This is a genomic window from Brucella sp. RRSP16 (assembly GCF_052246815.1).
GTDB classification, from domain to species: Bacteria; Pseudomonadota; Alphaproteobacteria; order Rhizobiales; family Rhizobiaceae; genus Brucella; species Brucella intermedia.
The window spans coordinates 82,719-97,984 of sequence record NZ_JBQQAM010000006.1 but is presented as its reverse complement, the minus strand read 5'-3'; the positions used below and the strand labels follow the sequence as shown (position 1 = coordinate 97,984).

The window sequence follows — 15,266 nt, the reverse complement described above, 5'->3', positions numbered from 1 at the left end:
GCCATGAAAGTCAAAGACGCAGATATCCTCATCATCCCCGGCTATACCAATTCCGGCCCCGACCACTGGCAGACCCGCTGGGAGAACAAACTCTCCACGGCGCGGCGTGTGCAGCAGGCGGAGTGGTCGAAACCTGTTCGCGAAGACTGGATCGGCGAAGTCGTCAAGGCTGCCAATGCGGCCACCCGGCCCATCGTTCTGGTCGCGCACTCGCTCGGCGTTGCAACAGCCGTTCATGCCGTGCCGCATATCCAGCACAAGGTCGCCGGAGCCTTTTTCGTGGCGCCTCCGGATGTTTCCAACGACAGGATCAGGCCCAAGCACCTGATGACGTTTGGCCCTTATCCGCGCGAGCGCCTGCCTTTCCCGACGATTACCGTCGTTAGCCGCAACGATCCGTTCTCCAGCTTCGAGGCTGCGGAGGACGTGGTGAAGGATTGGGGCGCCATGCTCATCGATGCAGGTGAAGCCGGACACATCAATTCGGAATCCGGGCATGGCCCCTGGCCGGAAGGCTCGATGGTGTTCGCCGAGTTCATGACGCAGCTACAGGCGCCCAAGCATCATTGATCTGAGAAGAAACGGAATGGTAGGGTCTGCTACCATTCCTCCCATCGTACTTCCAATCGCCCACCCAAGGCTCGCACTGCTCGGCTGATGGCCTTGAAGTTAGGATAGTCACAACGATAACCGCGTGTTTGGAAATATCGCCCGGTACCGGCTTCATCATCCAAATCCCGCATAATCCAGTTTATTTCGTAGCAGCGGCTCCTACACTGATCGAGTGAGAGGACTCCGGTGATTTTGTAAGGTTTTTTCTTGCGCCGGTAACTATAGTAACGGGCCGCGGCCTGAATTTTCCCCCACTCAACGCCGGGAAAGGCGCTGCATATTTCCTCCTTGGTCGCTTCTGGATAAAGTCTCCGCAGTTTTTGTTTCGCTGACCATCCCCAACACAACTTCTTGGGAACAAGCCCCAGTTTCTGGCAGCGTGCCTGTATTGCTTTTCTTGATCGGGTATCCAGAACTTGGCAAATCGCAAAATAATCGGGATAGAAAAACCGACATACCCGGTCTTCGTCATCAGTCCATAATCGATGCCCGCTGATCGTGAACCCGGAACGAAGTATCCTTGAGCGTATACGCTCCGCCGAATCTGCATTTCGCGATAGATATCTTAAGTCCATTGCACAAACCAACAGGCTATTTTTTCTTCACCTTCATTACGCGGAAGGAGTTGAAGGTGTTGGCTTTGTCGGTAAAAGCATCCGCGACAGATTTTGGGAGAGCGTTCAACTCCCTCAACTCGTAGGCGAGGATCGCAAAGTCAAGTTTCTTCCGTTCTATATCCTGGCTTTTAACTTCCAGAATTCGCGCTTCAATTTCCGCTTTCTGACGGAGAAGGTCATCAAGTTCAGACATGCACACCCCTCGAACGAGCGTTCGGCTAAGAGATATTTGTGATGAAATCGCGTGGGTAGTGAAAGTGAAGTAGTTCAACCAACTTATCGATCCGTCCAGCGGGCTGCCAGTTGCAATTGTTTGGGCCCAAACATTCCGGCGGGTCTACCATAAGCAAAAGAAAAGGCGGGTCACGAGCCCGCCTTTTCTTGTTCAATACCTTGCAACGGACTTAATCGCGGACCGCTTTCGTCAGCGTTTCGGCTGCCAGCCGGATGTAACCGCCATCATTGCTGAGCGTCAGGAAGCGGAAGCCAAGCGGAATGTAACGCCGCGCGAATTCCGCGGTCGGCGAATAGATGCCTGCAATCTTGCCAGCCGCAATTGCCTTGCGCGCAATGTTGCCGATCGGCTCCACAATCGCATCGGAATTCGGGTTGGCCTCGCGTCCGTTGCTCCATGCTATGGAGAAATCCGCAGGGCCGACGAAAACGCCGTCGATGCCGCGAACGTCGAGGATGGCATCGAGCGCATCATAGGCGTCCCGCGTCTCGATCATCGCGAAGGCGAGCGTGTCGTGATTTGCGGTCGTCAGATAATCGTTGGAACCCGGCGTGCCGTAATCCGCATTGGCCCTGAACACGCCCCATGAGCGCTCGCCCACCGGCGGATATTTCATGGCGGCTGCAAACCGGCGGGCATCCTCGACGGAATTGATCATCGGAGCGATGACCGCCTGCGCGCCGAAATCAAGCGCACGGCTTGCCATGTCGAAACGGCCGACGGGAACGCGCACGACGGGGGGCTTGCCGGCATTCAGGATAAGGCCCAGCGAGCGAAGCACGCTCGCCTCATCGTGGCCGCCATGTTGCATGTCGAGCGTTACGGCATCGAAAGCGCTATGGGCGAGAATTTCGACCGTCAGGGGTTCAGGAAGCGAGGACCATGCGGAGAGCACTGTTTCCCCGGCGCGAAGGCGCGAAGACAACGACATTCGAATTTCCTTCATTTCAAAGCATCGGGGCGGAAGTGCTGGTGGATTGAATTTTACGTTCGATACTCGTCCGCAATCAAACCACTAGCTGCCCTTGCGCCCCGAAACCTGCATCAATCCTGCTTTACCTGGCGGATTGCCTCTTCGAGGAAAGCAAACATCTTCTCGCGGATGACCTCGTCTGCAACGCTCACGCCCGCAGCATCGAGATCGGCGCGGATCTTGCGGAAAACATCCTCGTCGCCAGCTTCCTCGAAGTCGGCGGCAACGACTTCCTTGGCATAGGCTTCCGCCTCCGCATCCTTCTTGCCAAGCTGGTCTGCGGCCCAGAGTCCCAGAAGCTTGTTGCGGCGTGCCTCCGCCTTGAAGCGCAGTTCCGCATCAAGCGCGAATTTCTTTTCAAAAGCGTCGCGGCGATCATCCATGCCAGTGTTCATTCATAAAGCTCCCAGACTTACAAGTTAGAAAAGATCGTCATCCGTTCTCTTGCCTAAAGCTGGCAAGGGGCGCAAGATTATACAAGGGCTTAAAGACCACTTTCTTGCGACTCATACATAAACTTGCGTCAGAAACGCCGAAAACGGGGGAACGGGCACAAAGCAGGATTGTTAAAAGCCCACAATTGCTATAGGTAGCCCGCGAGAATAGCGGCTTAGAGCCGATCACCATAAATATGGAAATCCGAGAAAAGCCATGAACCGTCGCCGCCGTATTTACGAGGGCAAGGCCAAGATTCTTTATGAAGGCCCTGAACCCGGTACGCTTGTCCAATTCTTCAAAGATGATGCAACTGCCTTCAATGCAAAGAAGCATGAAGTCATCGACGGGAAAGGCGTGCTGAACAACCGCATTTCCGAGCATATTTTCACCCAGCTCAACCGCATCGGCATTCCGACGCACTTCATCCGCCGCCTCAACATGCGTGAGCAGCTGATCAAGGAAGTGGAAATCATTCCGCTTGAAGTGGTCGTGCGCAACGTTGCAGCCGGTTCGCTCGCCAAGCGCCTTGGCCTGGAAGAAGGCACCATCCTGCCGCGCTCGATCATCGAGTTCTACTACAAGGCCGATGCGCTCGACGATCCGATGGTCACCGAAGAGCATATCACGGCTTTCGGCTGGGCAAGCCCGCAGGAAATCGACGACATCATGGCGCTTGCCATCCGCGTCAACGACTTCCTCACCGGCCTGTTCCTCGGCATCGGCATCCAGCTTGTCGATTTCAAGATGGAATGCGGACGCCTGTGGGAAGGCGACATGATGCGCATCGTCGTCGCCGACGAAATTTCGCCGGACTCTGCGCGTCTTTGGGACATCACCACCAATGACAAGCTCGACAAGGACCGTTTCCGTCGCGATATGGGCGGTCTGGTCGAGGCCTATCAGGAAGTTGCGCGCCGTCTCGGCATCATGAACGAGAACGACACGCCGCGCCCGTCCGGCCCCACGCTTGTGAAGTAATCATCCGCCCAGCCCGGAAGGGCCTGGTCCCGAAAAGTGGAAGCCGGTTTTCGGGATCGAGCCAGACAAGTCTTCCGGGCTGTTTCATTCGTTCTAAAATTGCAGGAACTACAGAGTGATCAAGGCACGCGTCACCGTTACACTGAAAAACGGCGTTCTCGACCCGCAGGGCAAGGCAATCGTCGGCGCGCTCGGCAGCCTCGGTTTCGACGGCGTCAATTCGGCCCGTCAGGGCAAGGTGTTCGATCTGGAACTGGAAGGCTCGGACAAGGCCAAGGCCGAAGCAGACCTGAAAGCCATGTGCGAGAAGCTGCTCGCCAACACCGTGATTGAAGATTATTCCATCGCCATCGCCTGAGCCCAACAAGGAAGCAGTCGCCATGAAATCCGCAGTCATTCTCCTTCCCGGTCTCAATCGCGATCGCGACATGATCGCGGCGCTGACCAAGATCACCGGACAGGCTCCGGTGACCGTCTGGCAGACTGACACCAGCATCCCCGACGATGTGGACCTGATCCTCATCCCCGGCGGCTTCTCCTATGGCGACTATCTGCGTTGCGGCGCCATTGCCGCCCGCATGCCGGTCATGCAGGCCGTGCGCGAGAAGGCCGAAAAGGGCGTGATGGTCATGGGCGTGTGCAACGGCTTCCAGATCCTCGTTGAAGCCGGACTTCTGCCGGGCGCGCTGATGCGCAATGCCTCGCTGAAATTCGTCTGCCGCGAAGTGAAGCTCGAAGTGACCAACGCCAACACGTCGTTCACGCGCGGCTACCAGCCGGGCCAGATCATCCGCTGCCCGGTCGCGCATCATGACGGCAATTATTTCGCCGATGCCGAAACGCTGAAGCGCATCGAAGGCGAAGGCCAGGTCGTGTTCCGCTATGCCGAAGGCACCAATCCGAACGGATCGGTCAACGACATTGCAGGCATCGTCAATGCACGCGGCAATGTGCTCGGCATGATGCCGCACCCGGAAAACCTGATCGAAGCAGCCCATGGCGGCGACGATGGCCGGGCGCTTTTTGCAGGCGCACTCGGCGTCGCGGCCTAAGCTGGCAGACAGATAAACGGAAAAGGCGGCTCCAAGCGAGCCGCCTTTTTTGTTGCGCTTGCCTCGCCTCAAAACTGCACTGGCAAAGCGCCGGTTTTCGTGGCAGCTTGGCTCCGGGAGGACTTTGACAAGAGACAAACCGTCGGGGTCTCCTCATTTTTGTCCGTGCATTTTTCCCGGCACAAATCGTCCATATTTTTGCTGGAAATGCCTCACAGATTTTAGCGATAAAGAATCAGGGGAATTCATTCATGCAGCTTTATTCCAGGCCTCTCTCCCCCTACTCATCTTTCGTGCGCGGCGTCCTCTACCTGAAGGACCTGCCTTTCAAGCCGATGAACCTGCCCTATCCGTTTCCCGCCGATTTCGGCAATGTCACGCCGCTCCGCCGCATACCGGTGCTGATCACCAGTTCGGGAGAAACGCTGTTTGAAGCCGCCGTCATCGCGGAATATCTGGAAGATCATTTTCCTGAAACACCCGTATTGCCCGGCACGCCGCGCGAGCGCGCGCTCATCCGCCTGCTGGCGCGCGTGACGGAACTCGACGTGCTCGGACCGACGATGAAGCTCTTCATCCTGTCGAGCAAACCCGAGCGTGACGATGCAAGCATCGAGCGCCTGTTCGACAAGATGCATACCGGACTGAAAGTGGTCGAAAGCCGCCTCTCGGACAAGGCTTTCGCCGCCGGAGACGAACCTACGCTTGCGGATTGCTGGCTGCTGCCCGTGCGTTTTCTGATGGAACCGTTGAAGAAGCTATCCGGCAAAGCGGATTTGCTGGACGCGTTCCCGAAATTCGATGCATATGCGGCCAAGGCAAAACAGCACCCGGTCTTTGAACGCATCTGGAACGAGATGAGCGACGGACTGAAGTCCTTCATGCCGCAACTCGCCTGATTCTGCCGATCTACCTCACCCCCAGCGTGCTTTTCAAAGGCACGCCCTTTCGGAGCCTCTCCTTGAAGACCAAGACTTTCGCTCTTCTGGCCCTCCCGGCCATTGCATTGCTTGCAGCCTGCACCTCCAGCAAGCCGACGCGGCCTGTTGCCGTCGATGCCAGCAAGGCTGCATTACCTACCATGGAGCGCATTGCGCTGGCCGCGAATAGCTGCTGGTTCAAATCCAAGGACAAGGATTTCCGCGGATACTCGCTTGCACCGGAACTGAATTCCTTCACCGGACGTCCGCGCATTCTGGTGGTGCCGGCCCGCAACCCGGCGTCTCGTCCGCTGCTGGTCGTGCAGGCGCAGGGAAATCCGGCTCGCGTCGAGATTTTCGGCCCCATGATGGGTGAAAGCCATGGCGGACGTATCGCCGCCGACGTCAACCGCTGGGCTTCGGGCCAGAGCGGCTGCCAGTAACAACCAGATGTGTCGCGGAAACGCCGGAACCGGCTTTCCGCGACACATTTCAACGCAAGTGAAAACGCACCTTCCGCGCTTCGCGCTCGGCTTCACCGCGCCGCAGTCCAATGTCGCGCAACTGCGCATCTGTCAGTTCGTCCAAAGCAATCCGGGTGCGCCGCAGCATCATTCGATAAGACAGCCAATTCAAAACCTGCCGTAGATATCTGCCTCGCGGTTGCGAGGCCGTTGCCAGATGCGCTTGCAATCCTTTCGGCAAATCCGCCGCCGTATCAGCCACGGGTACAGGAAGAATTGTATCTATTGTCTCGGTCTGCGGCCTGAAGTAAAACATTGTCTCGGTCCATTCCTCATAAGCAGAGCCGGTTGGGAGCCCGGTGCTGCTACGGCATCGACCTGAAATCGAAGTCGACTTCCAGCGGAACGATGCCCGGATTCAACTGGTCGGAGCGCCTTTCAACCCGCGAACGCGCACACGATGCTCCAAGCAGTTCGTTTGATCACCGCCGATTTACAATTCACCGGCAGCGATGAATTGACTCTATAATTGACTTGGCAATAGGTACAATTTATAAGTTGTCACCATGACAAATTGGATTCCAGACCTCTCCGGCAAGTCCGGCCCGTTTTACCTGCAACTTGCCGATGCCATCGAAGAGGCAATCGGAAACGGCGGGCTGCCCGCGGGCGCAAAGCTTCCGCCGCAACGCAATCTCGCATTCGATCTCAAGGTAACAATCGGCACAATCGGCCGCGCCTATGCCCTGGCCCACGAGCGCGGCCTTGTGACGGGCGAAGTGGGTCGGGGAACCTATGTGCTCGGTGAAGAACCGGCCGACAATGCGCTGACCGCCTCAGGCATTGCCGGAACCAAACCCGCCGATGTCCCGTCCGGTAAAATCCGCTTCGACACGACGGCGGCACCGGATGTTGGCCAGCACGAAGTTCTGGCCCGGATAAATGCCGACGTTCATCGGGATTTTCCGCAGGATATAGCGAGCTATTCGCGCTATTTCCCGCAGCACTGGCTGGAAGCCGGGCAAAGATGGCTTTCGCGGGCCGACTGGCGGCCAGACCTCGACAGCATCGTCGTCACCAACGGCGCGCAGGCTGCGAGCATTGCCATCATCACGGCCTTCACCAATCCCGGCGACCGCATCCTGTTTGAAAACCTGACTTACGCGCAGATCAGCCGTTCCGTTCGCCTTCTGGGGCGGCGCACCATTCAGGCCGGTCTGGATGAATATGGTCTCATTCCGGAAGAATTCGAACGCGCCTGCCGCCAGCAGCACCCGACCCTCGCCTTTCTGATGCCGACGCTGCATAACCCCACATTGTCCGTCATGCCGGAAGAACGGCGCCGCGCCATTGCCGACATTGCACGACGTTACAATGTCTGGCTCATCGAAGACGATATCTATGGCGTCATGTGCGACAGCCAGATTCCACCCTTGGCAAGTTTTGCGCCGGAACGCACATTCGTCGTTTCCGGCCTGTCGAAAGCCGTAGCGGCAGGGATACGCAGCGGCTGGGTCGCCTGCCCTGCCCACTGCGCACAGCGCGTGAAGGTGACGCACAAGATGGTCACGGGCGGCGCAGCCTTCCTGCTCGCCGAAACCGGCGCGCAGCTTGTACTCTCCGGCGAGGCAGACGCCATTCACAGCAAATGCCGCGAGGAAACCGTCATTCGCGAAGAAATGGCCCGCAGAATCTTCGACGGGTTCGACTTCGTATCGAAACCATCCGTTCCGTTCCTGTGGATGGGCCTGCCCGAGCCCTGGCTTTCGGGAACGTTCAAGGCGGCGGCCTATGAAAGCGGAATCCTGATCGATGACGAGGACGAGTTCAAGGCCGGACGCGTCGACCAGATTTATCACAGGGTCCGCGTCGCCTTCTCTTCCCCCTCCGATCGCCATGTCGTTGAAAACTGTTTCCTAACGCTCCGTCGCTTGCTCGAAAACGAACAGGCCGGATATGAAGGGAGTGTCTGAAGCGCCTGGCCTCTTTTTATCGTTACTGATGTACGATTGAGGCCGGGAAAGCGGCATTTTCCTGTCGCACTTCATGGAAACTTAGGTTAAAGAGGCGCCTTGAAACCTTAGGTATCCAGCCTTCGGCAGAAGGTTTTCGGGTACCGCAGCCTGCGACGGGGTTCCCCATTTCCATGACTATTTCCAATACGCGAGACATCACGCCGGAATTGATCGAAGCGCATGGTCTTAAGCCGGACGAGTATCAGCGCATTCTCGGTCTGATCGGACGCGAGCCCACCTTCACAGAGTTGGGGATTTTCTCGGCCATGTGGAACGAGCATTGCTCCTACAAGTCGTCCAAGAAATGGCTGCGCACGCTGCCGACCAGTGGACCGCGCGTCATTCAGGGTCCGGGCGAAAATGCGGGCGTCGTGGATATTGGCGATGGCGATTGCATCGTCTTCAAGATGGAAAGCCACAATCACCCCTCCTATATTGAACCCTATCAGGGTGCGGCGACCGGTGTCGGCGGCATCTTGCGCGATGTCTTCACCATGGGTGCGCGTCCTGTTGCGGCGATGAATGCGCTGCGTTTCGGCGAACCGGACCATCCAAAGACCCCTCACCTCGTTTCGGGCGTCGTTTCCGGCGTCGGCGGCTATGGCAATTCCTTCGGCGTGCCGACTGTCGGCGGCGAAGTGAATTTCGACAAGCGCTATAACGGCAATATCCTCGTCAATGCTTTCGCGGCGGGTCTCGCCAGAACCGATGGCATTTTCTATTCCAAGGCGGAAGGCGTCGGCCTGCCGGTCGTTTATCTCGGCGCGAAGACGGGCCGCGACGGCGTCGGCGGCGCGACGATGGCATCGGCTGAATTCGACGAGTCGATCGAGGAAAAACGCCCGACAGTTCAGGTTGGCGATCCCTTCACCGAAAAATGCCTGCTTGAAGCCTGCCTTGAACTGATGGCTTCGGGCGCAGTGATCGCGATCCAGGACATGGGCGCGGCGGGCCTCACCTGCTCCGCCGTCGAAATGGGCGCCAAGGGCGACCTCGGCATCGAACTCATCCTCGATCATGTTCCTGTCCGTGAAGAGAACATGACGGCCTATGAAATGATGCTTTCGGAAAGCCAGGAGCGCATGCTCATGGTTTTGAAGCCGGAAAAGGAAGCCGAAGCGCAGGCCATTTTCCGCAAATGGGGCCTCGATTTCGCCATCGTCGGCAAGACGACCGACGATCTGCGTTTCCGCGTCATCCATCAGGGCGAGGAAGTCGCCAACCTGCCGATCAAGGATCTTGGCGACGAAGCGCCGGAATATGATCGTCCGTGGATGGAACCCGGCAAGCATGCGCCGCTTCCTGCCAGCAATGTGCCGCAGGTGGAAGATTATTCCGTGGCCCTTCTCAAGCTCATCGGCTCGCCCGACCTCTCGTCGCGTCGCTGGGTCTACGAACAGTACGACACACTCATTCAGGGCAACTCGCTGCAGGTTCCGGGCGGCGACGCGGGCGTGATCCGCGTGGAAGGCCACGACACCAAGGCTCTCGCCTTCTCTTCCGACGTGACGCCGCGTTATTGCGAAGCCGATCCGTTTGAAGGCGGCAAGCAGGCGGTTGCCGAATGCTGGCGCAACATCACCGCGACCGGTGCCGAGCCGCTGGCATCGACCGACAATCTGAACTTCGGCAACCCGGAAAAGCCGGAAATCATGGGCCAGCTCGTCAAGGCCATCGAAGGCATCGGCGAAGCCTGCCGCGCGCTGGATTTCCCGATCGTTTCCGGCAATGTCTCGCTCTACAACGAGACCAACGGTCAGGCCATTCTGCCGACGCCGACCATTGCTGGTGTGGGGCTCATCCCGGATTGGTCGCAAATGGCGAAGATCGGCGGCATGCAGGACGGGGACACGCTGGTGCTGCTTGGCGGCGACGGCACCCATCTCGCCAGTCGGTTTATCTGCGCGATCTGTTCGACCGCGCCGATGGTCCTGCCCCGACGGTCGATCTTGCGCTTGAAAAGCGCAATGGCGAATTTATCCGCTCGGCCATCCGCAACGGTCAAGTCACGGCCTGTCACGATCTTTCCGATGGCGGCCTGGCGATTGCCGTTGCGGAAATGGCAATCAAGTCCGGCAAGGGCGCCGTGATCGATGCCGGTGACGGCCTGCCTCATGCCGCACTTTTCGGTGAAGATCAGGCGCGTTATGTCGTCGCGGCCACGGCTGAAATGGCAAAGCTCATCGCCCTCAATGCCGAAGGCGCTGGCGTTCCGTTCCGCGTGCTTGGCACCGTCGGCGGCGACCGCCTGAAGATCGGCGATCTGGTCGATGTCAGCGTTGTCGATCTAACCGATGCTTTTGAAGGCTGGTTCCCGGCCTTCATGAGCGGCGAGCCCGTAACCGATAACTGACCTCGGTCCGCATCGTCGATACCTTTTGCCGCCCGGATGGAAAGCCTGTCCGGGCGGTTTGCTTGTCTTTGATTTAAGCGTTAGACAGATGGTTGTTGACGTTCCACGATGGTGCGTTACGATTCGACCGAACGATAAGAAAAGGCCGGAAACGGCAGGAGATTTTGCATGGCTATGGACGCACATGAGATCGAAAAACTGATACGCGAGGGGATTCCCGACGCAAAGGTGACGATCCGCGACCTTGCCGGAGACGGAGACCATTATGCCGCCGAGGTCGTCGCGGAGAGTTTCCGCGGCAAGTCCCGCGTGCAGCAGCACCAGATGGTCTATGACGCGCTGAAGGGCAATATGGGCGGCGTGCTGCACGCACTCGCCTTGCAGACAAGCGTACCGGAATAACGGACGGCCGTTTCGGGGGAGTAAGCCCTGCTGCGGCAAGATGCAGCTCCCCCGGAGACGGAATTCTCGCGCATTTGACTTGCTTTCGCCCGAACCGGGTGGTTACCAGCATTCAAAGCGACTATATTCGGGAAGACCTCCCCAGTTACGCCGGAATTTGCCTCGGCGTATTTGTTTAGCGCATAATCCTGTCCGGAAAGTCAGGCAACTTTTCGGGGTTATGCTTGGAAAGGACCGCAAATGACCGGCATCAACGATTTCATCAACAATGAAGTGAAGACCAACGACGTCGTGCTTTTCATGAAGGGCACGCCGGGTTTCCCGCAGTGCGGTTTCTCCGGTCAGGTCGTCCAGATCCTCGACTATCTCGGTGTTGAGTACAAGGGCGTCAACGTTCTGTCCTCGGACGAACTGCGTCAGGGCATCAAGGAATATTCGAGCTGGCCAACCATCCCTCAGCTTTATGTGAAGGGCGAATTCGTCGGCGGCTGCGATATCGTGCGTGAAATGTTCCAATCGAACGAATTGCAGGCACTTTTTACCGATAAAGGTATTGCCACCAAGGCGGCTTGAGGATTAATTGCCGGTTGTACGGCTTCAGCCTCACCTTTTCCGAAGGCGCCGTTCCACGGCGCCTTTTGCGTTTTGCTAGATGTTCAACGACGGATTTCCGTCTGTCTGCTTCTGCTTTCTAAATTTTGTCTTTCGTATCGTGTCCCCCGACGCGATGCGCTACTTTGCCAGGGAATGCCAGTCATGCCGCTCGACATCAAGAACGGTTCGCCGGACCAGAAAACCTCCATGCGCGGACGCGGCGAATTCATCGCGCTCATCGCAGCCATCATGGCCATCAATGCGCTGGCGGTCGACATCATGCTGCCCGGCCTGCCGCAGATTGGCGCAAGCCTCGGCGTGCAGTCGGAAAACCACGTCCAGTTCGTCATTACCGCCTATCTGCTCGGCTTCGGCGTTTCGCAGCTGTTCTACGGACCGTTGAGCGACCGCTTCGGCCGCAGGCTGCCGCTGTTCGGCGGGCTTGTCATCTACATTCTCGCCGCGTTGGCGTCGGCTGTCGTCACCGACTTCACGACGCTGATCGTGCTGCGCGTGCTTCAGGGACTTGGAGCAGCCGGTACGCGCGTGATCGCCGTCTCGGTGGTCCGCGACAAGTTTGCCGGCCGCCAGATGGCGGAAGTCATGTCGCTCGTCATGATGGTTTTCATGATCCTGCCCGTCGTCGCGCCTGCAACAGGCCAGCTCATCATGCTGCTCGGCGAATGGCACCTGATCTTCCTGTCGATGGCGCTGATGGCGCTTATCGTCGGCATGTGGGCCTTCTTTCGCCTGCCCGAGACCCTTCCCGCATCCAACCGGCGTCCGCTGACGGTCAGGAGCGTCATCGGCGGCTTCGGGATCGTTCTGTCGAACCGCGTCGCCCTGTTCTATATGCTCGGCACCTCGTTCATCCTGGGCGCGCTGTTCGGCTATATCAACTCGGCCCAGCAGATTTTCGTCGGCATTTATGAGCTTGGCGCGCTGTTTCCGCTGGCTTTCGCTGCCGTTGCCATGACGCTGGCACTCGCCTCGTTCATGAATTCGCGCCTTGTCGGCCGCTTCGGCATGCGCCGCATTTCGCAGTCGATGCTGCTGGTCTTCACCGGCTTCAGCCTGTTGTGGATGGTCCTTTCGGTCACGATGGAAGGACCTGTGCCCTTCCCGCTCCTGATGGCGATCTACATGACCATCATGTTCTCGTTCAGCCTCGTGACCGCCAACTTCAACGCGCTGGCGATGGAGCCGCTCGGCGAAGTCGCAGGCACGGCCTCCTCCGTTCTGGGCTTTGCGCAAACGGTGATCGGTGCGGCATTGGGCGCGGTTATCGGTCAGGCCTTCGACGGCACCACGACGCCGGTTGCAACCGGCTATTGCGTGCTCGGATTTGTGGCGCTTGGCTGCGTTCTGATCGCTGAACGCGGGCGATTGTTCAGGGTACAAAACCCGCCCGCCGAACACGTGATCTGATCGCATATCACTGATAAACAATCAAAGCCCGCTCACAGTTAGCGGGCTTTTCTCATGCCATGCACGTGCTATCAATTGGTGGTTTCGGGGGCAAAAGCACAACGCGTCAGCCAGCAGGCGCATCGGGGAGAATAAGCCACCCCGACTTTGGCAAGGGCTTTGCTCTCGCGCCGGAATGACACCAATGGGTTTCATACCTGTGAGTATCACGCCGCCGATAAAGAAAACCCGCACGGGCTGGCAATGCTACGTGCGGGTCCAACTCTTTACGTAAGCGAAACGGGTTGGGAGTTCGCGCTTCCAACCCACTCCGCCAATATAATATTCACATGCCAAAAACACAAGCAGGCCGGCTACTCTGCCCAGAGCGCGGCCTGAATGGACTGCCAGCTCTCCTTGCTCGGCGCAATGATAAGCCCGCCGCCGGTGTGAGACGGCAGGTACGCGCTGCCGTCCCAGCGCGCGATGTAACCGCCCGCTTCCTGATGGATCAGCGCTCCGGGAAGATGGTCCCAAGGCATAAGCTTATTGTAGACGGCGAAATGCGCCCCGCCGGTCGCGATAATCCGATATTCGTGCGCCGCACAGCGATAGCCGATCTGCGACAGGAATTTCGTATGATTGCGCGCCAGCCGCGACCGTATCGGCTCGGCTGTATATTGCCACGAAATCGAGCCGGTCATCTGGTCGATGGGAGCAGGCTTCGCAACGCTTACCCGGCTTAGATCGCCGTTGGCATGGCGAACATGGCTCCCGCCGCCCCTGGACGCCATGATCCAGTCATTGCCGACGGGATCGTGAATGATACCGGCGACCGTTTCCCCCTTCGACACCACCGCCAGCATCACGCCAAAGAGGGGAACGCCTGATGCGAAGTTGAAGGTGCCGTCGACGGGATCGATTGTGAATGCAAGTTCCGCGTCGTTCAGACCATCCAGCAAGGCCGGATTGTCCGAGCAGGCTTCCTCGCCCACGATCACCGCGTCGGCAAACCGCTCCTTTAGCCTGGCTGTGATATAGCGCTCCACATTCACATCGGCTTCCGTGACCAGATCGGCAGCAGAAGTCTTCTGCTTGATATCGCCCGCATCCAGCCTGCGGAATCGCGGCATGATCTCCTCACGCGCCGCATCGGCCAGCAAATCGGCCAGCCAGTCCATCTGTCCTTCATCAAAGCGCATGATCGCCCTCTCCTGCATCGTTCAGCGTCAGTCCTGCGAAATCGAACAGCTTGCGATCCAGCAGATGGCTTGGACGAACATTCGTCATGGCGCGGATCATCGTGTCCTTGCGGCCCGGCATGCGCTTCTCGATGTCGGTCAGCATGGCTTTCATCGCATTGCGTTGCAGCCCTTCCTGGCTGCCGCACAGGTCGCACGGAATGATCGGGAACTGCATCGCGGTCGCGAATTTCTCCAGATCGTCCTCCGCCGCATAGGCCAGCGGACGGAACACCATCAGGTCGCCCTCGTCATTGACGAGTTTCGGCGGCATTGCCGCAAGGCGTCCGCCATGGAACAGGTTCATGAAGAAGGTTTCGAGAATGTCTTCCCTGTGGTGGCCCAGCACCACCGCCGAGCAGCCCTCCTCACGCGCGACCCGATAGAGGTTGCCGCGGCGCAGGCGCGAGCAAAGCGAGCAATAGGTGCTCGTTTCCGGCAGCTTGTCGGTGACGATCGAATAGGTGTCCTGATATTCGATGCGATGCTCGATTTCGTAACGGTTCAGGAAATCCGGCAGAATGTGCTTGGGAAAATTCGGCTGGCCCTGATCCAGATTGACCGCCAGCAGTTCGACCGGCAGCAGGCCGCGCCATTTGAGATCCAGCAGCAGCGCCAGAAGCCCATAAGAGTCCTTGCCGCCCGAAAGGCAAACCATCCAGCGTTCGCCGGGTTTGACCATCGAGAAATCCTCGATGGCCTGCCGCGTCAGGCGCAACAGGCGTTTGCGCAGCTTGTTGAATTCAACCGTGGACGGCACATCGCGGAACAGCGGGTGACAGCCGTCGCTGCCCGCATCTTCTGCAATATCTGGATCGAAAGCGTTCATGGTGCTTCCCGAAAATTGAGGATGTTGCAGGCTTCATACCGAAAAGCGGGCGCGGGGAAAACCGGGAAACCATAATTGTTTGCGAAAGACGCAAAACCGCTACGCAGTTTCGCTGGAAATGCTCTTTTAAACTACG

General features: G+C 58.2%; 16 protein-coding genes and 1 pseudogene. 11 read left to right on the top strand and 6 right to left on the bottom strand.

The genetic code is table 11. From position 1 onward, the window contains the following. Window positions 1-3 precede the first annotated feature (3 nt). Window positions 4-570, top strand: a complete 567-nt coding sequence (locus tag ACS5UA_RS11180; protein ID WP_006466630.1) for an alpha/beta hydrolase — start codon at window positions 4-6, stop codon at window positions 568-570. A 633-nt stretch (window positions 571-1,203) separates the two neighbouring features. Here the strand turns inward: ACS5UA_RS11180 and ACS5UA_RS11175 are convergent. The 3 genes from ACS5UA_RS11175 to ACS5UA_RS11165 all read right to left on the bottom strand — a co-directional run bounded on the left by ACS5UA_RS11175 (window position 1,204) and on the right by ACS5UA_RS11165 (window position 2,832). Beyond that, on the bottom strand, window positions 1,204-1,422 hold the full coding sequence (locus ACS5UA_RS11175) for a hypothetical protein (RefSeq protein WP_006471782.1): 219 nt from the start codon (window positions 1,420-1,422) through the stop codon (window positions 1,204-1,206). Window positions 1,423-1,633: 211 nt separating this feature from the next. After that, entirely contained in the window at window positions 1,634-2,401 is a 768-nt protein-coding gene (locus tag ACS5UA_RS11170) for an HpcH/HpaI aldolase family protein (protein ID WP_025091402.1), read from the bottom strand. 107 nt (window positions 2,402-2,508) lie between these two features. Then, window positions 2,509-2,832, bottom strand: coding sequence for a DUF1476 domain-containing protein (locus ACS5UA_RS11165; RefSeq protein ID WP_443101314.1), 324 nt, complete (start codon window positions 2,830-2,832; stop codon window positions 2,509-2,511). A gap of 256 nt (window positions 2,833-3,088) precedes the next feature. Here ACS5UA_RS11165 and purC point away from each other — a divergent pair, with 256 nt between their 5' ends. The 5 genes from purC to ACS5UA_RS11140 all read left to right on the top strand — a co-directional run bounded on the left by purC (window position 3,089) and on the right by ACS5UA_RS11140 (window position 6,268). Beyond that, entirely contained in the window at window positions 3,089-3,853 is a 765-nt protein-coding gene (gene purC, locus ACS5UA_RS11160) for a phosphoribosylaminoimidazolesuccinocarboxamide synthase (protein ID WP_004688254.1), read from the top strand. A 115-nt stretch (window positions 3,854-3,968) separates the two neighbouring features. Next, complete coding sequence (gene purS, locus ACS5UA_RS11155) at window positions 3,969-4,211, top strand: phosphoribosylformylglycinamidine synthase subunit PurS (protein ID WP_006466627.1); 243 nt, start codon at window positions 3,969-3,971, stop codon at window positions 4,209-4,211. A gap of 22 nt (window positions 4,212-4,233) precedes the next feature. Beyond that, complete coding sequence (gene purQ, locus ACS5UA_RS11150) at window positions 4,234-4,905, top strand: phosphoribosylformylglycinamidine synthase subunit PurQ (protein WP_022568500.1); 672 nt, start codon at window positions 4,234-4,236, stop codon at window positions 4,903-4,905. Window positions 4,906-5,156: 251 nt separating this feature from the next. Then, window positions 5,157-5,804, top strand: coding sequence for a glutathione S-transferase family protein (locus tag ACS5UA_RS11145; RefSeq protein WP_021585027.1), 648 nt, complete (start codon window positions 5,157-5,159; stop codon window positions 5,802-5,804). Window positions 5,805-5,866: 62 nt separating this feature from the next. Next, complete coding sequence (locus tag ACS5UA_RS11140) at window positions 5,867-6,268, top strand: hypothetical protein (protein ID WP_443101313.1); 402 nt, start codon at window positions 5,867-5,869, stop codon at window positions 6,266-6,268. Window positions 6,269-6,317: 49 nt separating this feature from the next. Here the strand turns inward: ACS5UA_RS11140 and ACS5UA_RS11135 are convergent, their stop codons facing one another. Further along, window positions 6,318-6,605 (bottom strand): DUF1127 domain-containing protein, encoded by a 288-nt coding sequence (locus tag ACS5UA_RS11135; protein WP_021585025.1) that lies wholly within the window; start codon window positions 6,603-6,605, stop codon window positions 6,318-6,320. Between the two features lie 250 nt (window positions 6,606-6,855). Between ACS5UA_RS11135 and ACS5UA_RS11130 the strand changes: the two genes are divergently transcribed. The 5 genes and pseudogenes from ACS5UA_RS11130 (at window position 6,856) to ACS5UA_RS11110 (ending at window position 13,081) form a co-directional block, all read left to right on the top strand. Further along, window positions 6,856-8,262 carry an aminotransferase-like domain-containing protein gene (locus ACS5UA_RS11130; protein ID WP_021585024.1) on the top strand — a complete coding sequence of 469 codons (1,407 nt, stop codon included), beginning with the start codon at window positions 6,856-6,858 and terminating at the stop codon, window positions 8,260-8,262. A 173-nt stretch (window positions 8,263-8,435) separates the two neighbouring features. Further along, window positions 8,436-10,657: pseudogene (gene purL / locus ACS5UA_RS11125) on the top strand (phosphoribosylformylglycinamidine synthase subunit PurL). 168 nt (window positions 10,658-10,825) lie between these two features. Beyond that, complete coding sequence (locus tag ACS5UA_RS11120) at window positions 10,826-11,059, top strand: BolA/IbaG family iron-sulfur metabolism protein (RefSeq protein ID WP_006466620.1); 234 nt, start codon at window positions 10,826-10,828, stop codon at window positions 11,057-11,059. Window positions 11,060-11,299: 240 nt separating this feature from the next. Continuing rightward, on the top strand, window positions 11,300-11,632 hold the full coding sequence (gene grxD, locus ACS5UA_RS11115) for a Grx4 family monothiol glutaredoxin (RefSeq protein WP_006466619.1): 333 nt from the start codon (window positions 11,300-11,302) through the stop codon (window positions 11,630-11,632). A 183-nt stretch (window positions 11,633-11,815) separates the two neighbouring features. After that, a complete protein-coding gene (locus tag ACS5UA_RS11110; protein WP_006471791.1) occupies window positions 11,816-13,081 on the top strand; it encodes a multidrug effflux MFS transporter in 1,266 nt (421 codons plus the stop codon). A gap of 353 nt (window positions 13,082-13,434) precedes the next feature. On the opposite strand, the gene ACS5UA_RS11105 is transcribed toward ACS5UA_RS11110, so the two are convergent. Together ACS5UA_RS11105 and ttcA are read right to left on the bottom strand one after the other, a co-directional pair. Next, entirely contained in the window at window positions 13,435-14,262 is an 828-nt protein-coding gene (locus ACS5UA_RS11105) for an inositol monophosphatase family protein (protein WP_443101312.1), read from the bottom strand. Then, window positions 14,252-15,130 (bottom strand): tRNA 2-thiocytidine(32) synthetase TtcA, encoded by an 879-nt coding sequence (gene ttcA / locus ACS5UA_RS11100; RefSeq protein WP_021585020.1) that lies wholly within the window; start codon window positions 15,128-15,130, stop codon window positions 14,252-14,254. The genes ACS5UA_RS11105 and ttcA overlap by 11 nt, the downstream gene beginning before the upstream one ends. Window positions 15,131-15,266 lie beyond the last annotated feature (136 nt).

Coding starts and splice junctions, on each gene's coding strand:
- ACS5UA_RS11175 (WP_006471782.1), bottom strand. CDS start 1,422: ATGTCTGAACTTGATGACCTTCTCCGTCAGAAAGCGGAAATTGAAGCG.
- ACS5UA_RS11130 (WP_021585024.1), top strand. CDS start 6,856: ATGACAAATTGGATTCCAGACCTCTCCGGCAAGTCCGGCCCGTTTTAC.
- ACS5UA_RS11110 (WP_006471791.1), top strand. CDS start 11,816: ATGCCGCTCGACATCAAGAACGGTTCGCCGGACCAGAAAACCTCCATG.
- ACS5UA_RS11105 (WP_443101312.1), bottom strand. CDS start 14,262: ATGCGCTTTGATGAAGGACAGATGGACTGGCTGGCCGATTTGCTGGCC.
- purQ (WP_022568500.1), top strand. CDS start 4,234: ATGAAATCCGCAGTCATTCTCCTTCCCGGTCTCAATCGCGATCGCGAC.
- ACS5UA_RS11135 (WP_021585025.1), bottom strand. CDS start 6,605: ATGTTTTACTTCAGGCCGCAGACCGAGACAATAGATACAATTCTTCCT.
- grxD (WP_006466619.1), top strand. CDS start 11,300: ATGACCGGCATCAACGATTTCATCAACAATGAAGTGAAGACCAACGAC.
- purC (WP_004688254.1), top strand. CDS start 3,089: ATGAACCGTCGCCGCCGTATTTACGAGGGCAAGGCCAAGATTCTTTAT.
- ttcA (WP_021585020.1), bottom strand. CDS start 15,130: ATGAACGCTTTCGATCCAGATATTGCAGAAGATGCGGGCAGCGACGGC.
- ACS5UA_RS11180 (WP_006466630.1), top strand. CDS start 4: ATGAAAGTCAAAGACGCAGATATCCTCATCATCCCCGGCTATACCAAT.
- ACS5UA_RS11120 (WP_006466620.1), top strand. CDS start 10,826: ATGGCTATGGACGCACATGAGATCGAAAAACTGATACGCGAGGGGATT.
- ACS5UA_RS11165 (WP_443101314.1), bottom strand. CDS start 2,832: ATGAACACTGGCATGGATGATCGCCGCGACGCTTTTGAAAAGAAATTC.
- ACS5UA_RS11145 (WP_021585027.1), top strand. CDS start 5,157: ATGCAGCTTTATTCCAGGCCTCTCTCCCCCTACTCATCTTTCGTGCGC.